Annotated in this window: 21 protein-coding genes; 18 read left to right on the top strand and 3 right to left on the bottom strand. The window is 43.3% G+C overall.

Annotated elements, in window-relative coordinates; translation table 11 throughout:
• Window positions 1-143: 143 nt before the first annotated feature.
• On the bottom strand, window positions 144-905 hold the full coding sequence (locus H8S37_RS05505; protein WP_186875001.1) for a sulfite exporter TauE/SafE family protein: 762 nt from the start codon (window positions 903-905) through the stop codon (window positions 144-146).
• A gap of 187 nt (window positions 906-1092) precedes the next feature.
• Between H8S37_RS05505 and cysK the strand changes: the two genes are divergently transcribed.
• From cysK to H8S37_RS05490, 3 genes are read left to right on the top strand one after another with little or no spacing between them, the layout of a single operon-like run.
• Complete coding sequence (gene cysK / locus H8S37_RS05500) at window positions 1093-2022, top strand: cysteine synthase A (protein ID WP_186875000.1); 930 nt, start codon at window positions 1093-1095, stop codon at window positions 2020-2022.
• A gap of 57 nt (window positions 2023-2079) precedes the next feature.
• A complete protein-coding gene (locus tag H8S37_RS05495; protein ID WP_186874999.1) occupies window positions 2080-3399 on the top strand; it encodes an O-acetylhomoserine aminocarboxypropyltransferase/cysteine synthase family protein in 1320 nt (439 codons plus the stop codon).
• Window positions 3400-3405: 6 nt separating this feature from the next.
• Window positions 3406-3840 (top strand): RrF2 family transcriptional regulator, encoded by a 435-nt coding sequence (locus H8S37_RS05490; RefSeq protein WP_186874998.1) that lies wholly within the window; start codon window positions 3406-3408, stop codon window positions 3838-3840.
• Window positions 3841-3991: 151 nt separating this feature from the next.
• On the opposite strand, the gene H8S37_RS05485 is transcribed toward H8S37_RS05490, so the two are convergent.
• Both H8S37_RS05485 and H8S37_RS05480 read right to left on the bottom strand, forming a co-directional pair.
• Window positions 3992-4609, bottom strand: a complete 618-nt coding sequence (locus H8S37_RS05485) for a MarR family winged helix-turn-helix transcriptional regulator (protein WP_186874997.1) — start codon at window positions 4607-4609, stop codon at window positions 3992-3994.
• A gap of 277 nt (window positions 4610-4886) precedes the next feature.
• Window positions 4887-5834 carry a LysR family transcriptional regulator gene (locus H8S37_RS05480; protein ID WP_186874996.1) on the bottom strand — a complete coding sequence of 316 codons (948 nt, stop codon included), beginning with the start codon at window positions 5832-5834 and terminating at the stop codon, window positions 4887-4889.
• 231 nt (window positions 5835-6065) lie between these two features.
• Between H8S37_RS05480 and H8S37_RS05475 the strand changes: the two genes are divergently transcribed.
• From H8S37_RS05475 to prmC, 15 genes are all read left to right on the top strand, one after another.
• A complete protein-coding gene (locus H8S37_RS05475) occupies window positions 6066-7664 on the top strand; it encodes an ABC transporter substrate-binding protein (RefSeq protein ID WP_186874995.1) in 1599 nt (532 codons plus the stop codon).
• A 168-nt stretch (window positions 7665-7832) separates the two neighbouring features.
• Window positions 7833-8789 carry an ABC transporter permease gene (locus H8S37_RS05470; RefSeq protein WP_186874994.1) on the top strand — a complete coding sequence of 319 codons (957 nt, stop codon included), beginning with the start codon at window positions 7833-7835 and terminating at the stop codon, window positions 8787-8789.
• The gene (locus H8S37_RS05465) at window positions 8786-9679 is read left to right on the top strand and encodes an ABC transporter permease (RefSeq protein ID WP_243207071.1); all 894 of its coding nucleotides are present in this window, start codon (window positions 8786-8788) and stop codon (window positions 9677-9679) included. The genes H8S37_RS05470 and H8S37_RS05465 overlap by 4 nt, the downstream gene beginning before the upstream one ends.
• Window positions 9680-9690: 11 nt before the next feature.
• Window positions 9691-10686 carry an ABC transporter ATP-binding protein gene (locus H8S37_RS05460; RefSeq protein WP_186874993.1) on the top strand — a complete coding sequence of 332 codons (996 nt, stop codon included), beginning with the start codon at window positions 9691-9693 and terminating at the stop codon, window positions 10684-10686.
• The gene (locus H8S37_RS05455; protein WP_186874992.1) at window positions 10674-11627 is read left to right on the top strand and encodes an ABC transporter ATP-binding protein; all 954 of its coding nucleotides are present in this window, start codon (window positions 10674-10676) and stop codon (window positions 11625-11627) included. Before H8S37_RS05460 ends, H8S37_RS05455 begins: the two co-directional genes overlap by 13 nt.
• Window positions 11628-11701: 74 nt before the next feature.
• Complete coding sequence (locus H8S37_RS05450) at window positions 11702-13066, top strand: hypothetical protein (RefSeq protein ID WP_186874991.1); 1365 nt, start codon at window positions 11702-11704, stop codon at window positions 13064-13066.
• Entirely contained in the window at window positions 13059-13940 is an 882-nt protein-coding gene (locus H8S37_RS05445) for an alpha/beta hydrolase (protein ID WP_186874990.1), read from the top strand. The genes H8S37_RS05450 and H8S37_RS05445 overlap by 8 nt, the downstream gene beginning before the upstream one ends.
• 52 nt (window positions 13941-13992) lie before the next feature.
• Complete coding sequence (locus H8S37_RS05440) at window positions 13993-15219, top strand: lactonase family protein (RefSeq protein ID WP_186874989.1); 1227 nt, start codon at window positions 13993-13995, stop codon at window positions 15217-15219.
• 18 nt (window positions 15220-15237) lie between these two features.
• A complete protein-coding gene (locus H8S37_RS05435) occupies window positions 15238-16077 on the top strand; it encodes a DAPG hydrolase family protein (protein ID WP_186874988.1) in 840 nt (279 codons plus the stop codon).
• 47 nt (window positions 16078-16124) lie between these two features.
• On the top strand, window positions 16125-17522 hold the full coding sequence (locus tag H8S37_RS05430) for an MATE family efflux transporter (protein WP_330604858.1): 1398 nt from the start codon (window positions 16125-16127) through the stop codon (window positions 17520-17522).
• A 26-nt stretch (window positions 17523-17548) separates the two neighbouring features.
• Complete coding sequence (locus H8S37_RS05425; protein WP_186874987.1) at window positions 17549-18067, top strand: aromatic acid exporter family protein; 519 nt, start codon at window positions 17549-17551, stop codon at window positions 18065-18067.
• On the top strand, window positions 18036-18479 hold the full coding sequence (locus H8S37_RS05420) for a hypothetical protein (protein WP_186874986.1): 444 nt from the start codon (window positions 18036-18038) through the stop codon (window positions 18477-18479). The genes H8S37_RS05425 and H8S37_RS05420 overlap by 32 nt, the downstream gene beginning before the upstream one ends.
• Window positions 18480-18634: 155 nt before the next feature.
• The gene (gene rpmE / locus H8S37_RS05415; protein ID WP_059069942.1) at window positions 18635-18835 is read left to right on the top strand and encodes a 50S ribosomal protein L31; all 201 of its coding nucleotides are present in this window, start codon (window positions 18635-18637) and stop codon (window positions 18833-18835) included.
• A gap of 134 nt (window positions 18836-18969) precedes the next feature.
• Window positions 18970-19884, top strand: a complete 915-nt coding sequence (locus H8S37_RS05410; RefSeq protein ID WP_186874985.1) for a DUF1385 domain-containing protein — start codon at window positions 18970-18972, stop codon at window positions 19882-19884.
• Window positions 19881-20762, top strand: coding sequence for a peptide chain release factor N(5)-glutamine methyltransferase (gene prmC / locus H8S37_RS05405; RefSeq protein ID WP_186874984.1), 882 nt, complete (start codon window positions 19881-19883; stop codon window positions 20760-20762). Before H8S37_RS05410 ends, prmC begins: the two co-directional genes overlap by 4 nt.
• Window positions 20763-20784 lie beyond the last annotated feature (22 nt).

Below are 20784 nucleotides of genomic sequence, written 5' to 3'. Positions count from 1 at the left end.
AGAATTGATGTAAGAGAAAAAGAGCAGCTTTACATACCATAAATGATGTAAAGCTGCTCTTTTTATAAAATATAAAGGAACTGTTTTTGTGTAACGTCGACGTACAAGGCGTATTGCCCCTCCCTTGTACATCGACACTATATTTAGTAGATACCGAAAATTTTGAAAAGTAGGAGAAACAGGACGAAAAGAATACTGGGTTTTACGATTTTTGCGCCGTTTTTCATTACAAGCCCTGCGCCCAGGTAACCACCTGCCATATTGCACAATGCTGCTGCAATTCCAAGTGTCAGGAGAACCCGACCGTTTAAAAGGAAGATGACAAGAGCAGTGACGTTGGTTGTAAGGTTGATAATTTTTGCCTGGGCATTAGATGTCCGTATACTTAAATGGGCAAATACAGTAAAAGCGATAATGAGGAAAGTACCGGTTCCGGGACCGTAGAATCCGTCGTAGCTACCGATAAAAAAGGCAGAGAGAACTGCTGTTAAATATGTTTTTCTATCCAGAGAGACTTCTGCTTTGCCGTGATCATGAAATAACTTTTTATTTAGTACTAAAAAAGCAGAAACAGGAAGAATGAACACGAGAATATAGAGCATCATTTCTTCCGGAACAAGCATAGAGATTCTGGCTCCCAAAGAAGAACCCAGGATTGCCGCAAAGACAGATGGGATGGCAAGTTTAAAATTTATCAACCGGTTTTTTATAAAACGTAGGGTTGCTAAAAGCGTACCACAGGTGGAAGAGAGTTTGTTGGTGGCGACTGCCATATGAGGAGGAAGTCCGGCTATAAGATAAGCAGGTATAGAAATCAGTCCGCCACCACCACCGACAGCATCGATTATACCGGCAAGGAAAAGGAGGGGACATACGATAAGAAAAGTAACAGGTGTCAGTTCCATGATAATCTCCTTTCTGAGGAAGGTGACAGATAGCAATAAATGCTGTATGTTCATTTTAATGTTATCACAAGAGAGGGTGAAAAGAAAGAAAAAAGAAAACCTACAAAACATACTTGACAAATAGGAATTTAAAAAATATAATACAAAAATAAACATACTAAATTGATAGGAAAAGGAGGTATTTGTTATGTCGAGAATTTATAAAGGTACATTAGAACTAATAGGAAATACACCGCTTGTTGAAGTTACAAATCTGGAGAAAGAGCTGGAGCTTGAAGCGAGGATATTGGTAAAGCTGGAATATTTTAATCCGGCAGGCAGTGTGAAGGATCGTGCTGCCAAAGCGATGATTGAGGATGCAGAAGAGAGAGGGATTTTGAAGCAGAATTCTGTTATTATTGAGCCTACATCCGGGAATACAGGGATTGGACTCGCGGCGATGGCTGCGGTAAAGGGATACCGCATGATTCTTACCATGCCGGAGACGATGAGTGTGGAGAGAAGGAACATATTGAAAGCATATGGTGCAGAGATTGTGCTGACAGATGGAACAAAGGGGATGAAAGGAGCAATTGAAAAAGCAGAGGATCTTGCAAGAGAAATTCCAAACAGCTATATTCCCGGACAGTTTGTAAATCCTGCCAATCCAGAAATACATAGAAGAACGACGGGGCCAGAAATATGGAAAGATACAGACGGCAAAGTAGATATATTTATCGCCGGTGTCGGAACAGGAGGGACATTGACAGGAGTTGGAGAATATTTAAAGGAACAGAATCCAGAAGTGAAAATAGTAGCATTGGAGCCGGCGTCCTCTCCGGTTTTGTCGGAGGGAAGAAGTGGTGCACACAAAATACAGGGAATAGGAGCAGGGTTTGTACCGGAGGTTCTAAATACAGAGATCTATGATGAAATTATAAAAGCAGATGCAGACGATGCGTTTCGTATGGGAAAACTACTTGCAAAAACAGAAGGGATATTGACAGGCATTTCTTCAGGGGCTGCTTTATGGGGAGCAACAGAGCTTGCAAAACGTCCCGAAAACAGAGGAAAGACAATCGTTGCATTGCTTCCGGACAGCGGAGACAGGTATTATTCTACCCCATTGTTTACATAGGAAATATATAAGGAAGAGAATAGAAAACGAGAGAGCTGGTAAAAAGGAGAGATGATAATGGACAGAAAAGTAAAACGAGAAGACAGAAAATTAAAATTTGAAACACTGCAGCTTCATGCAGGACAAGAACAGGCAGATATAGCAACGGACGCAAGAGCAGTTCCGATTTATCAGACCTCTTCTTATGTATTTCACAGTAGCGCGCACGCAGCGGAACGGTTTGCTCTTAAAGAGGAGGGGAATATTTACGGAAGACTTACAAATCCTACAGCGGATATATTTGAAAAGAGAGTTGCAGCGTTAGAAGGAGGCAGCGCGGCTCTCGCGGTAGCATCAGGCGCTGCGGCAATCACGTATACATTCGAGAATCTTGCACAGCAGGGAGACCATTTTGTATCCGCAAAAAATATTTATGGTGGTACATACAATCTATTGGCACATACGCTTCCGCAGTATGGAATACATACTTCATTTGTAGATATTTTTAATTTAGACGAGGTAGAAACAGCAATCAGGGAAAATACAAAGGCTATTTTTATTGAAACATTGGGGAATCCAAATTCGGATGTTGCGGATATTGAAGCAGTAGCACAGATCGCACACAGGCATCAGATTCCGTTAGTTGTGGATAATACATTTGCAACCCCCTATCTTGTCAGACCGTTTGAGTACGGAGCAGATATTGTTGTCCACTCTGCTACCAAATTTATAGGAGGACATGGCACTACATTGGGTGGGGTGATTGTAGAAGGCGGAAAGTTTGATTGGGAAGGTTCCGGAAAATTTGCAGCATTAACGGAGCCAAATCCAAGCTATCATGGAATCAGTTTTACGAAGGCGGCAAAAGGAGCAGCATTTGTAACGAAAATCCGTGCTGTTTTGCTTCGAGATACAGGCGCCTGCATTTCTCCTTTCCATGCATTTCTTCTGCTACAAGGCCTGGAGACATTATCGCTTAGGGTGGAGCGCCATGTGGAAAATGCGCTGAAGGTGGTGAAATTTTTAGAAAACCATCCGCAGGTAGAGAGAGTACATCATCCATCTGTGTCCACAGACAAAATCCAGAGAACACTTTATACGAAGTACCTTCCAAAAGGCGGCGGCTCCATTTTTACATTTGATATCAAGGGAGATAAAGAAAAGGCGCAGGCGTTTATCGATAATCTGGAAGTATTCTCTCTGCTTGCCAATGTGGCAGACGCAAAATCTCTGGTAATTCATCCGGCAACAACGACACACAGCCAGTGCACAGCGGAAGAATTGGAGGAACAGGGAATACAGGAAAATACAATCCGTCTTTCGATCGGAACAGAGAATATCGACGACATTATCCAGGATTTAGAGGAAGCGTTTAAGGCAGTAGAAAACAAGGAGTAAAGAAACATGAAATTATCGAAGAAGACACGGTATGGTCTGCATGCACTGATAGATTTGGTGATACATGCAAAGACAGAACAGATTGCATTAAACAGTATTGCCCAGAGAAACAGTATCTCCGAGCAATATCTGGAACAGGTATTTTCTGCTCTTAGAAGGGCACGTATTGTCAAAAGTGTAAAAGGCGCCCAGGGAGGATATTTTTTGGAAAAAGATCCGAGCGATATTACGGTATCCGAAATCGTCGAGATTTTAGAAGGAAATTATTTTCTGGAAGATGAGGCAGGAGGAACAGAAGAAGGAAGAAGAGTAATTCAAGAGCTGATTGTTGAAAGGGTAAATAAAAGCTTAAAGGAAATTTTGGAAGGTATTACCTTACAGGATCTGGCAGAACAATTTATGGAATATCGGAATTATCCGCAGGATATGTATTATATTTGAAAAAAGATTGTGTAATCTATGTTCGGGGAGAAAAGTAAGAGAAGGGAATATAACGTGTTTTCATGGCTTTGAAAGAAATACCGGTATAAAAAGAAAAGATAAAAGGCAGAGATTCGAGAGAGTCTCTGCCTTTTACGAACGCTGCCGGTAATTAAAAATTTTTCCAGGCGGACAGAAGCTTTTTCAGGAGTGATTTTAATTCTGCCTGCTCGTCCGCTGTGAGAACTTCGAACCCACTGTGTCTGTTGTCTGTAGATAATCTTTGTGCCGTCTTTGTGCCGTTTTTCGTAAGATGGAGAATGCTCTTTCTGCGATCAGATTCGTCGCGGGTACGTATGATGAGCCCCTTATCTTCCAGTTTCGTGAGAATTTCACTCATAGAACCGGGCTGAATATGCAGCATGTCCTGCAATTCCTTTTGTGTGAGAGGGGTTTTCTCATTTAATATGGAAAGGATATTATCCTGTCCGTGTCGTCTGGCGGAATGGTGCAGACAGTGAGCACAGGTGTGGAAAAGGACTTCCAGACTGTCTGACTGCCAGTTATGCCGAAGCTCGCCTTTGTGTTTGCGACTGTGTCCATGTCTACTCCCATATTCGCTTTTGTGTCGGTGGTCTCTGCTATGCGTACTCTCATAAGCATTTTCTGTCTCTTCTGTTTTAGAAACCTCCAGCACTCTTCTCCCTTTGCCGCACTGCAGATTATCAATTGGGCAGTGTTTCGGGCATTGATTACAGGTCGATACTGTTGTATTTGTCATATCTGTCATTATGATTCCTCCTAATTTTATTTATTCAAAACGGTTTGCTGTATATTCCTATTCTGCCTCGAATCTAAATAAGACAAAATAGAAATATGCAGAACAAAAGTTTCGGTACCTAAATAATAGGACATTCAAGAACAAATGTAAAGGTACCTAAGTAAAATAATAAAAATAACTCACAAGTTTTCGCTTGTGAGCCAAAAAGCGCTTCTGTGTTGGACAAATTGTTTGAAAGATTGTACTATTTTAATAAGAAAAATAGTAAAAATGTATATGGAAAGAATTATTTGTCGATTGTTTCTGTGAAAAATGCACGAGCTTCCTTGATGAAACAAATTTCAGCCGAATGAAGATGCTTACCCCTTTCATACGAAATAGCAAGGCATGGTCTAAAACCTGTTACCTGTATTCGATAGCAGAGCAACTCGGCAAAATCCTGTGAACGGTTAAAAAAGAAACGACGTCGGATGAAATCGGTTGGGGCGAGGAGACATCCGGAACCAGATAAACACATCTCAGCATTTAAATCACCACTCTCGGATAAAAATCCGATTTTAGGAGTTAGACGATACTGTTCAAAGATGCTGTTTAAATCTCGGGCTATCTGACCTTGCCTGTCTTTTAACACACAGAAGGGCATCTCCTTTAAAAGGGAGAGATCGCAGGTTTTAAGGAGCTTTTCTTCCAGGATATTCCATTGGTTTCCATAGACCCGTTCTGCCAAGTCTTTGCGGAAAAGGACAGAGTAAGGGTCATGTTCCAGAAGGAAAACATGTTCCAGGCTTTCATCTAGGGGAAGGTAGCTGATATACAAATCCACGCCCCGCATGCTATGGGAAATGTCGGTATGCTGGCGCTTGATGACACTGACATCATACTGCGGATACTTGGAAGAAAAACGAGCCAGTAATTCCGGAAGGAATGGAGGAATGGAATATGTAGCGATTCCAATGGTAATTTTGCTCCGCCGTTTTGCTGTTACATTGTCGATATTGGCGAGCATACGGTCGTAGGCACTTAGAAGTTCTTTTGCTCCTTCGAAGAAACACTCACCGGCGACTGTCAGAGACAGAGGGGAGTTTCGCTTAAAGAGAGGAACCCCGATTTCATTCTCCATCTTTTTGAGGTGTTCACTTAAGGATTGCTGAGAGACAAATAGTTTGCGCGCGGCACCACTGATACTCTGTTCTTCTGCAATAGTTATGAAATATTTGAGATTTAAAAAATTCATACAGTTCACCATCTTCTCCACAGTTTTTACTTATTGTATCATTAAAAGAAATTTACATGCAAGGAGAAGAAAATACATTTTACTATTTTAGGCATTCGTTCAGCTGTATAAATGATGTGGGCAGATTGATGCACCTGAAAAGGCGTGGAAGAGCCGGCATCTATTTATAGAGTGTCAGGCTGTAACGGAAGCTTGTCACCGAAGAAAAGGGAAAAAGTAGGAGGTACAAAAATGGCAGGAAAAAAACTGAAAAAATTTATGGCGGCACTGCTGGCAGGAGTGATGGTTTTGTCAATGACAGCATGTGGCTCTGGCAAAACATCAGGAAATGAGGGGGCGGCCGCAGAAGAAGCAGAAGAAGGCGCTCTGGTTGTAGGTATCTACAGTGGGATTGATACATTAAATCCATGGGCGAACGGCAGAATTATGCACGACATGGTGACGTACATGCTCTATGAGACACTTGCCAGCAGACAGGGGGGAGCTACAGATCTTGATTATATCCTGATGAAAGGCTATGAACAGATTGACGATACGACTTATAATGTTGAGATTTATGACTACATAAAGGATGCAGAAGGAAACAGTATTACGGCAGCGGATGTGGTGTTTAGCTTTGAACAATACATGGCAAACTGGGCGACGGATGTAGAATCCATATCAGCGATAGATGACTATCATGTGCAGTTAAAGATGAACAGCACTGCAGAAGGAACTTTTGAGTATATTGTGTGTAAAGTACCGATTGCCAGTGAGAAGGCATACAATGACAGTCCCGATCAGTTTGCAACTACATCCTGCGGTACCATGCCATATACAGTTGCGGGAGGAGAGGATTATGTAAACGGTTCTAAGATTATAGCCAGAAAGACCGACAGCTATTGGCAGACTGATGAGAGTCTCATCTATCCGGGAAGTGTGGCAAACAGTGACGTTATCCAGCTGGATATCATCGAAGAATCGACACAGATGGCACTGGCAATTGAAGAAGGCACTGTTTCCTTTGCACAGTACCTTGACCCGCAGCTTTTGGACGAGGTAAAGTCCCGGGAAAATCTGGAAGTATTTCCACTGTCGGCAGCGGAGGACAGAGGAATACTGTTCTGTATGACAGAGGAGAGCCCGTTCTACGATAACCTTGCATTGCGTCAGGCAGTACTGTATGCGATTGATAATGAAGCGGTAGCAGAGGCCTGTGGATATGGTTATGCTACACCGTCAAAAGTATCCTGCGGCGATGCAGAACTGACAATTGGTTACGATTCTTCCTGGGAGACAGAACCTTATGCGTATGATCCAGAGAAGGCAAAAGAACTGTTGACTGAAGCGGGGTATGATGCGGGCGAATTGACTATTCGCTGTCTATGCAATGACAATCAGACAATTACAACGATGTGGACGATTATCCAGGCGAATTTGCAAGAGGTTGGAATCAATGCAGAACTGAATGTATGCGAAGGCACAACATATGGCTCTTATCGTGACGGTACCAGCGGGCAGTATGATCTGGCTTATCCGGGGCCGGGAAATGACGGATATGTGACAGGAGATTTATGGAAAACGCTGTTTAACCGCAACAATTATTCTTCCGGCAGAACAATGGGAGGCGGACTGGACGACGAATTGCAGGCGTTATATGATGCGATTGCTGCACCAGACGGATATACACAGGAAAATCTGAACGCATTCTATGAATATATTACAGATAATGCACTGTATTATCAGATTTATAGTCTTCCGTTCTACGGCGCATATGATAAAGACAAAATTGCAGACTACTATACCGATTATAATAGATTTGTTCGTCCGAATACGATCGTTGTCAAATAAGTAATTAATGCTTTGCAAGTGAATACGGGATATGGTTTTATGTGCTCTGTCATATCCCGTTTCCCTTCGGAGAATGGAGAAGACACCCGCTTAAAAATAGAAGAAATCTTTTCGAAGCGGATAAATAAAAGGCGGCAGATGAAATTATAAAAATTGGAGTAGAAGCTTATGGGCAAATATATTTTAAAAAGGATTTTATTGATGATACCTGTCATTATTGGCGTCATTATACTGGTCTTTACCTTAATGCAGATAGCGCCGGGAGATCCGGCGGAAGTTATACTGGGTATGACAGCGACGGATGCGCAGAAAGAAGCCATGCGCCAGTCATTAGGGCTCAATGACCCTTATATTGTACAGCTTGGAAGATATATGTCGGATTTGTTTTTCCATTTTGATTTTGGTTCTTCCTATATCACGGGTGTATCTGTGACAGTCGAGATGATGGAACGGTTCCCGAAAACATTGATATTTGCAGTATCCTCCATGGTATTATCTCTTGTTATCGGAATTCCGTTGGGAGTTACAGCGGCGGTACATCAAAATAGTGTGGCAGATTACGGGACTATGGGACTTGCCTTGGTGGGAACCTCTCTTCCAGGTTTCTGGTTTGCTCTGGTTCTCATCCTGTTCTTCAGCGGAAAGTTGGGATGGCTTCCCGCGTATGGAATTGGCGGAATTGAGTACTGGATTATGCCGATTATATCTACTGCTTTTGCAGGAATTACAACTATGGCGAGGCAGATGCGTTCCGGTATGCTGGAAGTAATCCATTCGGATTACATTACCATGGCAAAGGCAAAAGGTGTAAAAAAGCGTTCTGTTATCTATAAACATGCGCTTCCCAATGCATTGATACCGGTTATTACAGTTGCCAGTATGAGCTTTGGGACAAGTCTTGGCGGTACTTTGATTGCAGAGACAATTTTTTCTATTCCCGGTGTTGGTGTGTATATTGTCAATGCGGTAAATAATCGTGATTATCCGGTTGTGCAGGGGGGAGTCATCATTCTGGCAGTTACATTTTCTATTATTATGCTTCTGTGCGACCTTCTGATTGCGGCGATTGACCCGCGCGTGAAAGCGCAGATTACCGGCGGCAGGAAAAGAGGTAAGAAAAAATGACAGATACGATGAATATAAAAAAGATAGAAGAAACGATGAAAGCAAAAAAGAAAAGCCAGGTGCTGGAGGTAATGAAGCGTCTCTCCTATAATAAAGGGGCTGTCGTAGGGGGAATTTTGTTCCTGCTTGTTTTGCTGGCGGCAGTTTTTGCACCGCTGTTGGCTCCATTTGACTATGCGGAAATCAATATACAGGACCGCTGTATGTCTCCTTGCCTTGCACATCTGTTTGGAACAGACCAGATGGGAAGAGATATTTTAAGTCGCGCGTTATATGGAGCGAGATATTCCATGATAATCGGAATCGGTTCAGTTGTATTCAGCGCGGTATTCGGAATCATAATAGGAGCCATTGCAGGCTACTATGGCGGGTGGCTTGACAATTTTATCATGCGGCTCTGCGATATCATTCAGTCGATTCCGGGACTGATTTTGAATATTGCACTTGCCTGCGCACTGGGACCGGGTATCTTTAATATTATTCTGGCTCTCGGAATCGAGGGAATTGCCGGAACAGCAAGGCTTATGAGGTCTTCCATACTAAATGTCAGAAAGATGGAATATCTGGATGCGGCGAGAACCAGCAACTGTGGTAATTACCGGATCATATTAAAACATGTGTTTCCGAATACATTCGCGCCGATTTTGGTGCAGTCCACCATGGGGGTAGGATCGAGAATCATGCTGGCGGCAAGTATGAGTTATGTGGGGATTGGCGTGCAGCCCCCTACACCGGAGTGGGGCGCTATGCTCGCTGACAGTCGGGATTTTCTGATGGAATATCCTTATATGTGTCTGATTCCGGGCATTTGCATCATGGTAGTCGTCCTGGCGCTCAATCTGCTGGGAGATGGTCTCAGGGATGCATTGGACCCAAAACTTAAGAAATAAGGGGAAGTGTCATGGATGAGAAAAAAGCATTTTTACAGATAAAAAATTTAAATGTGGAATATGTAACAAAAGAAGAGACTGTTCATGCGGTAAACGGCGTCTCATTTAAACTGGAAAAGGGAAAAGTCCTGGGGCTTGTCGGAGAGACAGGAGCAGGCAAGACAACAATAGCCAGAGCGATTCTGCGGGTTTTACAGGAACCACCGGCAGTGCTCAAAGAAGGCGAGATTTTGTTGGCGGGGAAAAATCTTCTGGAATTACCTGAGGAAAAGATATGTCATGTCAGAGGAAAGAAAATTACCATGATATTTCAGGATCCTATGACATCCTTAAATCCAGTTATGTCTGTGGGTAGTCAGATTGCAGAAGTCATCGCACTGCATAATAAGATTTCAAAAAATGAAGTGCGCAAAAAAGCCGAAGAGATGCTGGAGACAGTAGGGATTCCCGCAGAACGGTATGATGAGTTTCCACATCAGTTTTCTGGAGGTATGAAACAGAGAGTCGTTATCGCAATTGCTCTTGCGTGCAATCCTGCACTATTACTGGCAGATGAACCGACCACTGCCCTTGACGTTACCATTCAGGCGCAGGTACTGGAACTGATGAAGAAGCTGAACAGAGAAAACAATACAACGACGATTCTGATTACGCATGACTTGGGCGTTGTGGCAGAGATGTGTGATGAAGTTGCTATCGTCTATGCAGGGGAGATTGTGGAATCTGGCTCACTGGAGGATGTGTTTGAAAATCCCTCCCATCCTTATACAGTAGGTTTGTTTGGAGCTCTGCCGAAGATAAGGGAGGATGTAGAGTGGCTGAGTCCCATTGAGGGTATGCCCCCGGATCCTACAGATCTGCCAAAAGGATGTAAATTTCATCCGCGTTGTCCGAAAGCGACAGAACAATGCAGGAGTTGTCAGCCAGATTTGAAAGAAATAACACAGGGACATAAGTGCCGCTGCCATTTCGCCGAAGAGAAGGAGGGATCAGGATGCCCAAATTAGTGGAAATAAAAAATCTGAAAAAATATTTTAAGACCTCAAGGGGGATGGTGCATGCGGTGGACGGCGTGACACTGGATATCAAGCAAGGGAAGACAATGGGGATTGTTGGAGAGTCCGGCTGTGGGAAATCTACGTTGGGAAGGATACTTGTGCATCTGGAGGAAAGTACTGGAGGGCAGATTATTTTTAATAATGAGGATGTCACACAACTGAAGAAAAACGATATGAAAAAATTTCGTGAGCATGCGCAGATTATTTTCCAGGACCCGTATTCTTCCTTGGATCCGCGCTATACAGTGGAAGACTCTATCAAGGAATCTCTGATGATGTCCGGAAAATATAACCGAGCGAAGGCTCTGGAGAAGACACAGGAGTTGATGGATTTAGTGGGTATCGCTCCCAGGCTGCGGCTTGCTTATCCACATGAACTGGACGGTGGACGCCGTCAGAGAGTAGGGATTGCCCGTGCTCTGGCGCTGGATCCGGAATTCATTGTATGCGATGAGCCGGTTTCCGCTTTGGATGTATCCATTCAGGCACAAATTCTGAATCTGCTGAAAAAGCTTCAGCAGGAGCAGAACCTGACTTATATGTTCATTACGCATGATTTGTCAGTAGTAAAGCATATTTCCGATGATATCTGTGTGATGTATTTGGGACAGCTTGTGGAGACCTGTTCCTCAAAAGAACTGTTCCATAGGCAGTATCATCCTTATACAAAGGCATTGCTCTCAGCAATTCCTTCTGTGAATATCCGACATAAGATGAATCGCATTGTGCTTAAGGGAGAAATTACCTCCCCAATCAATCCCAAACCGGGATGCCGGTTTGCGGCGCGTTGCAATTATGCCTGTGAAAAGTGCCATGAACCGCAGAAACTTATGGAAGTCAGTCCGGATCATTTCGTGTCCTGCTGCAGGGCAAAGGAAATAAATAACTGATTGGATTGTAAGATATCCGCAGCACAGAAAGGAAAAGCAATTAGTAAGATGGATTTACAGAAAGGAAACAGACTATGAAAAATGAACAGGAAAAAGAAAGGAAAAGCATATTTCTGTGCGGAACGGGAAAAGAGAAAATCACCCCGCAGGATGAGTTGATTCCAAATCTTAGAGGTCTGATGGATTCGCGGTTTGGAGGAGTGGTGGATGATTTGTATGTAAGGGCGGTGGCTCTGAAAAATAATAAGACTACATTACTGTTTCTTTCTTTTGATTTAGATAAGGTACCCTGTCCCGAAGAAAATCTGGAATTTCTTGAAAAGCAGACAGAAGTAGCAAAAGAAGCAATTATGCTGGTCAGTATCCACACCCATTCGGCGCCTGTGGCGGGATACCGACCCTATGAAGGACCGAATGATATTACAAGAAAATCTCCAGAAGTACAGCAGGCGACAAAAGCATATGAGAAATTTATACAAAATCAGATGTTAAAAGCAGTCAGGCAGGCTCTTTCCGGCATGCAACCGGCAGTATACGGATATGAATATGGTAAAAGTTATGTAAATGTCAATCGCATTGCCTTTTATGAAACATTGGATAGAGAGGGAAATCTGCACACAGTATTAGGAACGGGGACGAACTTTGCAAGAGAGGCAGATCGAACACTATTTGTCATGCGGTTTTCTACACCTGATGGAAGACCTCTTGCGTTTCTTATCAATTATCCCTGCCACAATACGGTGATGATATTAAACAGTTGCGGAGAAGGAAAGAAAGTAGGGATTTCCAGCGACATGGGCGGGAATGTGAGTCAGCACATGGAGGAGATATATGAGGGCGCTGTCGCTGTCTGGACAAGCGGAGCAGCGGGGGATTTAAATCCGGTGATGTCCAACCAGGTATACCGAGAGGAATTAAAAACCGGTGAACCTGTAGAATATTACGAAAAAGACGGAAGTATTCCTCTGGCTATGCTGGAAACACTGGCGGCACATCATCTTGCTGATATACGAAAAACAGAGAGAAAGATCTGTAATCTGAAAACTCTGCCGGTTTTGGATGCAGGCGTGCGGTGGGTCACAGCTCCGGGAAGTATGGAGAATGGGGAAGAAGTTCCCTACAAAGTAAGAATCCATAAAATGAGAGTAGGCTCCGTGGTTTTCATAGGATTTAATGGGGAAGTTTATTCCGGCCTTGGCAGAAGGCTCAAAGAAAAATCCGCGGAGAAAGACCTCATCCTTGTCAACCATGACGCGAGTCTTCTGTATAATACAGGGTATATCTATGGAGATGAGATTTTTTGCCTGAAAGAAAAATATGAGGGTGAAATCGTAGGGATGAATCATACTTGGCTGAAACCGGGATACATCGAGGATATGTTGGAGAGAGGGATCACGTCTCTTTGCAAGAGCAAAACGGGGAGAATAGAAAATGAATGACCATATTTTGTCGGAAGAGCTTATAGCACATGTAAAAAAGAAATTGTTTGATATTCCTTATGCCGGAGAATCTTTGTCACAGGTGCTGGATATCTGGTATCCCAATGAACCGGGGATTCAACCGTTGCCGACGATTGTCCATTTTCATGGGGGTGGATTTGCAAAAGGCGGACACCGCGAGGACAGCCTGGAACCCATGCTGCGGGGACTAGACTACGGGTATATTGTTGTCAGCGTAGAGTACCGAAAGAGTGAGGAGGCACATTTTCCTGCAATGCTTTATGATGCAAAGGCAGCAGTACGTTTTTTGAAAGCACATGCCGACGAATACCAGATAGATACCGGAAAAATAGCTCTCTGGGGCCCCTCTGCCGGAGGATGGATTGCCGCCATGACAGCGCTGACTGCAGGAAATCCTGCGTTTGAGGCTGTAGAGATGGGGAATGGAGCATTTGATAGTAGTGTGGCGGCTGTGGTGGACTGGTGCGGTCCCTGCGGTAGTTTCTTGAAGATGGATGAAGCATTGAAAAAAAGTGGTGCGGGGGTACCAAATCACAATACGGCGCATTCCTGTGAATCGCAGTTTTTAGGTGTTCCTCTGCCAAAGGTAAAGGAATTGGTGCGGCTGGCGAATCCCTGTACATATGTAAACCCTGCTATGCCACCATTTTTGATTATGCACGGAGTAAAGGATGCTGTTGTACCAGTAGAACAATCCTATGAATTTGCCGAAGCGATACAAAATGCTGTTGGAGAAGACAGAGTAGAACTGGTGATTGATGAGGAAGCGCCTCATCATGGAAGAATATGGTGGCATGAAGTGCAAGTATCAGACAGGGTATTTGAATTTTTGCACCGGGTATTGAGAAACTAAGAGACCTTATAAAGTCTCTTGTATGCGACAAAAGGAAGGAAGGGTTAAAAAGATGTCCCAAAAGGTATATACAATCGTGGGAAACTGGGGATTTGCCCCTGCACCGAAAGGAATTTCCACATTCCATTATGATATGGAAAACGGAACACTGGAACCGATAGAGACGATTCATCCGGAGATTGCCGCAGGGCAGCTGTGTCTGGACGAAGAGAGACAGATTTTGTATGCGGTGAATGAATGTGGAGAGCGTAGGGGGGAGATAGGCGGGGGCGGCTATGTGCTTGCCTTTTCCATCGACCCTTTCAATGGGAGACTGAAGCTTTTAAATGAGCAGAGTTCACTTTCTCCGGAGCCGTCCTATCTGTGCATGAGCCAGAATCAGAAGTATCTGATTACCTGCCACTGTGCGGATCCCTGGCATGTGACAAAGATTGTCAAAAAAGAAGACGGAAGTTTTGAGAATGAAGTCCTTTTTGATGATACGACGCTGGTTCTTTTCCCGATTCTGGAAGACGGAAGAATTGGGGAGCCATGTGATGTATTGCTGACAGAAGGTACGGGAGGAAAGGGGGAACATTCTCAGAGAAATGTAGATCCAGTCACACAGCATATACAGCTGGTGGAAGTTATATCGCGCCTGCATGCTGTAGTCCGTGCTCCGGATAAGAACTTTTTTGTAGCATGTGATAAGGGAATGGACAGGCTGATTACATTTAAGGTGGATGAGGAAAAAGGAAGATTCATAAAACTGGGAGAGTACAAGGTGGAAGAAGTAGCAAGCTTTCCGCGGTATGGTGTTTTTCATCCCACACTTCCTGTATTTTATGCAAACAATGAAAATCTGGCAGTGCTGAACTGCTTTCACTACAACGAGAACGGCGAACTGAAACCCTTTGATAAAATTTCCCTTCTGTTTGAGAAAGTAGGACTTATAGACGGAAAGCCTGTAGGCGCACAGGATATTCTTATGCATCCGAATGGGAAAACACTGTATGTCACGCTCTGCGGTCTGAATGATATCGTGGTGCTCTCTCTGGACGAGGAGGGACATCCGAAGCTGCGCCAGCATATCAACAGTCGGGGAAATCTGCCAAGAGGAATCTGTCTGTCACCGGATCAACGTTTCCTGCTTTCGGGAAATATGGTATCCGGAGATATTACGGTGTTTAAAGTGCTCAAAGACGGTACTCTTGAGGATACAGGGAAGAAATATGAGGCGGTATCCCCTTCCGCTATCCGCATGATGGTGGTAGATGAAACAGATAATATCAGTAAATAATAAAGGAGGAAGATAAAAATGAGTTATTCAAAATTACCAGAATTATTTCCAGAAGAAAAAGAAATGCCGCTGGCAAGATTTTACTATGACTATCCGGTGAGAGATTTGCCGGAAGACTTAAAAAAGCAGGTGTTCGGACCACCCATGAATCCGGACGATGCGGTGAAGCCTCAGAACTTTATTCAGTGGCTGAAGCCCTGCGGAGAGTATGAGAAGGTAGAAAATGGTTATTGTATGCTGGAAGACGGCACGGGATACATATGTACGTATCTGAAGATACCAGAAGAAATCGATGTGAAGAAAATATTCTGGTATCTGAATTGGCTGAATATCCATTCAAAGAGTATGGTGCTGGGACATGGGAATCTGCGTTATAAGATTTGGAATCCGGCGGATCACTGGGATCATTACTTTGTGAACTGGACAGATAAATCGGACGGCATACACACCACAGAAAGCTTGGATATGGGAGAAGGGGATCGCAAATACGATACAATCCGCCATGCGTTTAATTTGAGAGAGTTCGGGCTTACGGATGAGATGATTGAAAAAATAAAAGCATCTGGCTGTAATGTGAATGAAACATCGGATTGGGAGTCTTTTGATGAACCGGGAGCTCATCTTACAATGGGGCAGATTCGTCCGTGTCCCGAAGGTGGTTTTGAGAGAAGGTCAGTGGAGTGGATTGGTTGGCGTCCCGCAAAAGGCGGCAAGTTGATTCGAGAGACTCGGACAAAATGTGATGAAGCGTATCTGCGAAAGGTGGCATATCATACTTTAATAGAATGGCAGCATATGATGGATTTTATCAACGATCTCTATGAGGAGTACCATGATAAGCCGATTGATGCAGACTAAAGTGTAAGGATGGAAAACCGCACGACATAGAAAGCGAAGGTTAGGGAGTGGGAAAATATAAAATTCAGACTTTAATTTATCCGGACAGAAGGTTCTACAGAGAAGTTGCACTCATTGCACTTCCGGTCGCTTTGCAGGGACTTATCACCATAGGAGTTAATATTACAGATACTCTGATGATTGGAATGTTGGGGGAACGGCAGTTGTCTGCCGCTTCCCTTGCAACACAGTATATGAACATGTTTCAGAGCTTTTGCATGGGGTTGAGTATGGGAATCTCGGTGATGGCATCTCGGTACTGGGGAATGCAAGAATTGATTTCCATGAAGAAGACGATTACTGTCATGTTTCGCTGCTGCCTGTTGCTGGCAGCTTTTTTTACACTGACTACGGGATTCATACCGGAGCAGATCATGTGGATGTACACGAAAGAGGAAGACATCATTGCGTATGGAGTACAATATTTAGAGTATTGTACATATAGTTATATATTTTTCGGCTTGTCGCTAACGACAACGGTTGTTCTGCGCAGCATGAAAAAAGTAAAACTTTCATTGCTTACATCGATTCTGTCGTTTCTGCTTAATATAGCAGGAAATTATGTTCTGATGTTTGGAAAACTGGGGTTTCCTAAAATGGGAATCGCTGGGGCGGCGCTTAGCACTCTGCTGGTACGTATGTTTGAGTTTGTTGTTATCTGCGGATACCTATTCTGCGGGGAAAAGCGGTTGAACTATACAGTACGGGATTTTTTCCACAAAGCAGGCGATCTCTTCCCAGAGTATATCCGTATTGGTTTCCCGGTATTGATAAGCGATATCGTTCTGGCTTTGGGAAATAATGTAGTGATGATGATAATCGGCAGAATAGGAGCTGCATTTGTGGCAGCGAATGCTATCGCGTCAGTAGTGGACAGATTGTGTAACATTTTCATTCAGGGTGTATCCCAGGGAAGTGCAGTTATAACAGGGAATACACTGGGGCAGGGCAGAAGTGAAGAGGTAAAACAGCAGGGCTGGGCATTTCTGGGAATTGGCATTGTTCTGGGAGTCTTGTCCGCAGTTGTGCTTTTGCTCATCAAAAAGCCGGTTATACTGATTTACCATCTGACGGATGATACAGCGGAAATAACACAACAGTTGATGTATGCCATGAGTTTGACGGTGGTCTTTCAGTCGGCAAATCATATTTTGACAAAAGGGACATTACGGGGTGGAGGAGATACAAAAGCGTTGATGGTAGCGGATAATCTCTTCCTCTGGATGGTGGCAATCCCACTGGGCTTGGTGACAGGAATTGTGGGGAAGGCTTCCCCATTTTTCGTGTATGTATGTCTGAAAATGGATAATCCGATAAAGACATTGTGGTGTGTTATGAGGCTTCGGAACGGAAAATGGATAAAGCGGATTCACACTGCTGGTGTGCAGGAAGACACTGCAGTTTAGAGAGAATACAACATAGGAGTTAAGGTATGATGAAACAGAAAATTGGAAACCAGGAAATACGAATTGGAATTGGAATTATATTCTGCCTCTTTCTTTCTTATTTAGTGCCGCAAATACAGCGACTGGCTGCATGTACAGCGGTTGTGATGTGTACGCAGGAATTTACGGATATGACGCTAAAATCAGGACTGATTCGTCTAAAAGGTGTTATCTGTGGAGGAGTTGCCGGAATCCTCGTGGTACTTCTGGATTACGTTATACAGATAGAATTTGTATTTTTTATACTTTGTGGTATTGGGATTATCTTAAATCTATTTATATGTGCTATAATACATATGCCGAAGGTGACAGACAGGGTCAGTGCTATTACATTCTGTCTGGTTGTCTTACTGGCAGAGGGAAACGCAAGAATGTATTATGCGTTTAGCCGTTTCGTCGGAACATTGGCAGGGGCACTTATTGCATTGGGAATTACAGCAATATGGTGTGCGATACAGAAACGAGGTAATGTGGATGCTCAACAAAAAGGAAAAGTCAATCATTAGGATCTATGAACAGCCGGTGCTGCCTGCACTGGCAAGGATTTTATTCTGGATGATGCTGATTTTGCTGATAGCAATGCTGGCGGCAGATGTCAGTTCATTTATTCGCTACGGGACAGAAATGGAAGCCGGACATCTATTTTACAATATCTGCATAACGGGAGTTGGTGAATGGTTTATCTGCTGTATATTTCTGGTGCCGGTGTGTATGCTGGGGATGAGACAGAATGAGAAGATATATCGAAAACGCAGGGAAGAAGACGGTATTACAGTAGAAGGAGAGGAAGAGAGAGAAAGAGAAAAGCGAACGGTGAGGAGACAGAATGAAACGTATCTGTTATACCGTAAGGTTTGCTTGATCGGACTGGCTGTTTGGATGCTGCTTTTTGCCGCAGCATTGCTTTTTTACGCATGATGGCAGAAAAAGCGAAAGAAATTTCTAATATAACACATTTTCATGGTTTTGCTGGTTTTGAAAGAAAAATGCTTGCCAAAGGAAGAAACTTATGCTACAATAACATAGCTGTTTAGAGATTATAATAATTATTTTAAAATAGAGAGGTGAAAAGCATGCGCGAAGGAATCCATCCAGAATACCATCAGGCGACTGTAACTTGTAACTGTGGAAATACATTTGTAACAGGTTCTACAAAGGAAAATATTCACGTGGAAATCTGCTCCAAATGCCATCCGTTTTATACAGGACAGCAGAAAGCAAGCCAGGCTCGTGGCCGTGTTGATAAATTCAACAAGAAATATGGTATTAAATAAGAATGAGGAAACACAGGCTGAGGTAAAATCTCAGCCTGTTATATTATATTTGAAAGGGCAATCATAACGTATTCCCCAGGGGATACCAGACTTTGTCCGGCAAGGAAAACTCGGAGTACAAAACAGGAGGCAGTATGAAATCATCAAATATAGGCGGCCAGGCAGTATTGGAAGGCATTATGATGAAAAATGGTGAAAAGTACGCTGTAGCAGTAAGGAAACCAGATAAAGAGATTGCAGTGGATGTGAAAAATTACAAAAGCTGTATTCCATGGAAAACGCCGGCAAAGATTCCGTTTATAAGAGGAATTTTTAATTTTATAGATTCTTTGGTTCTTGGAATGCGGACACTTACTTATTCTGCAAATTTTTATGAGGAAGAAGAACCGCGGCAGATGACAGAGGAAGAGGCGCGAAAGCAGGAGAGAAAAGATAGAGTATTTATGAATGTTACAATCGGGATTTCGGTTGTTCTCGCCGTAGCAGTTTTTATGATTCTTCCTTATTTTCTAAGTAGCTTTCTGAAACAATTTACGGAATCTCGGACAGTGATGGTGATCCTCGAAGGTGTAATCAGAGTTTTGATTTTTCTTGGATATATTCTTTTGGTATCCCGCATGGAAGATATACAGAGGACGTTTATGTATCATGGGGCGGAGCACAAATGCATCAATTGCATCGAACAGGGGCTTGCGCTTAATGTTGAAAATGTAAGAAAAAGTTCGAAGCAGCATAAACGCTGTGGAACCAGTTTTCTATTTTTTGTAATGATTGTCAGCATTTTGTTCTGTTTTTTTATCACAGCGGAATCACAGCTAGTAAGAATACTTTTAAGGATTGCGTTGTTTCCTCTGATAGCCGGAGTTTCCTATGAAATTATCCGGCTCGCAGGAAACAGTGATAATGCGATAATCAATCTTTTAAGCAGACCGGGGATGTGGGTGCAGAATTTGACAACGAAAGAACCGGATGACAGTATGATTGAGGTTGCCATCTGTGCGGTGGAAGCAGTGTTTGACTGGAAAACATGGCAGAGGGAGAATCTATGAAACCAGTAACAGAAACGATGCAGGATACATATGAATGGGGGAAAAACAGGCTAAAGCAGGCTGGTATTCAGGAATATGTATTGGATGCATGGTATCTTTTGGAGTATGTGACTGGAATCGATAGAACACGATACTATGCAGAACCAAAACAGGAGATAGAGAGAGAACAAAAGCTAAGATATGCGTGCCTGATTGAGAAGAGACAAAAACGGGTTCCTTTGCAGCATCTGACAGGAGAACAGGAATTTATGGGTTTGAAGTTCAAGGTAAATGAACATGTCCTGATTCCGAGACAGGATACAGAAACATTGGTTGAGACAGCTTTGGAATTTCTGCAAAAAGAGGAGGTTCCGGAAAAGAGAGGCGGCATACATCTTCTGGATATGTGTACCGGATCGGGATGCATTTTGTTGAGTATTCTGCATTGGGCAAAAGAAAAGAGCAGAATAAAAGGCATTGGCGCCGATATTTCAAAAGAAGCGCTTGCAGTGGCGAAAGAAAATGCAAAAGCCCTGATGCTGTGCGCCGAATTTATCGAGGGAAATCTGTTTGAAAATATAAAAGGAAAGTTTGGGATGATTGTTTCTAATCCGCCGTATATTCGGACTTCGGAAATTGAAAATCTGGAGCCGGAGGTAAGAAATTATGATCCAATCCAGGCGTTGGACGGGAAATGTGACGGGCTGCATTTCTATAGAGAGATTATAAGAATATCTGGAACATATCTGGAAAAGAGAGGTATTCTGCTTTTAGAGATCGGATGCGATCAAGGCGCAGAGGTCAAGGTGATGATGCATAAGAACGGTTACAGTAACGTGACTGTAAAAAAGGATTTGGCAGGGCTTGACCGTGTAGTCTGGGGCGTGTATGATAGGTAGAGTGAGTAAAGTAGAAAGGATA

It is taken from the genome of Mediterraneibacter hominis (assembly GCF_014287475.1).
Classification (GTDB): Bacteria; Bacillota; Clostridia; order Lachnospirales; family Lachnospiraceae; genus Mediterraneibacter; species Mediterraneibacter hominis.
Note: the sequence above shows the minus strand (reverse complement) of the source record. Positions and strands in the feature narration are given on the sequence as shown.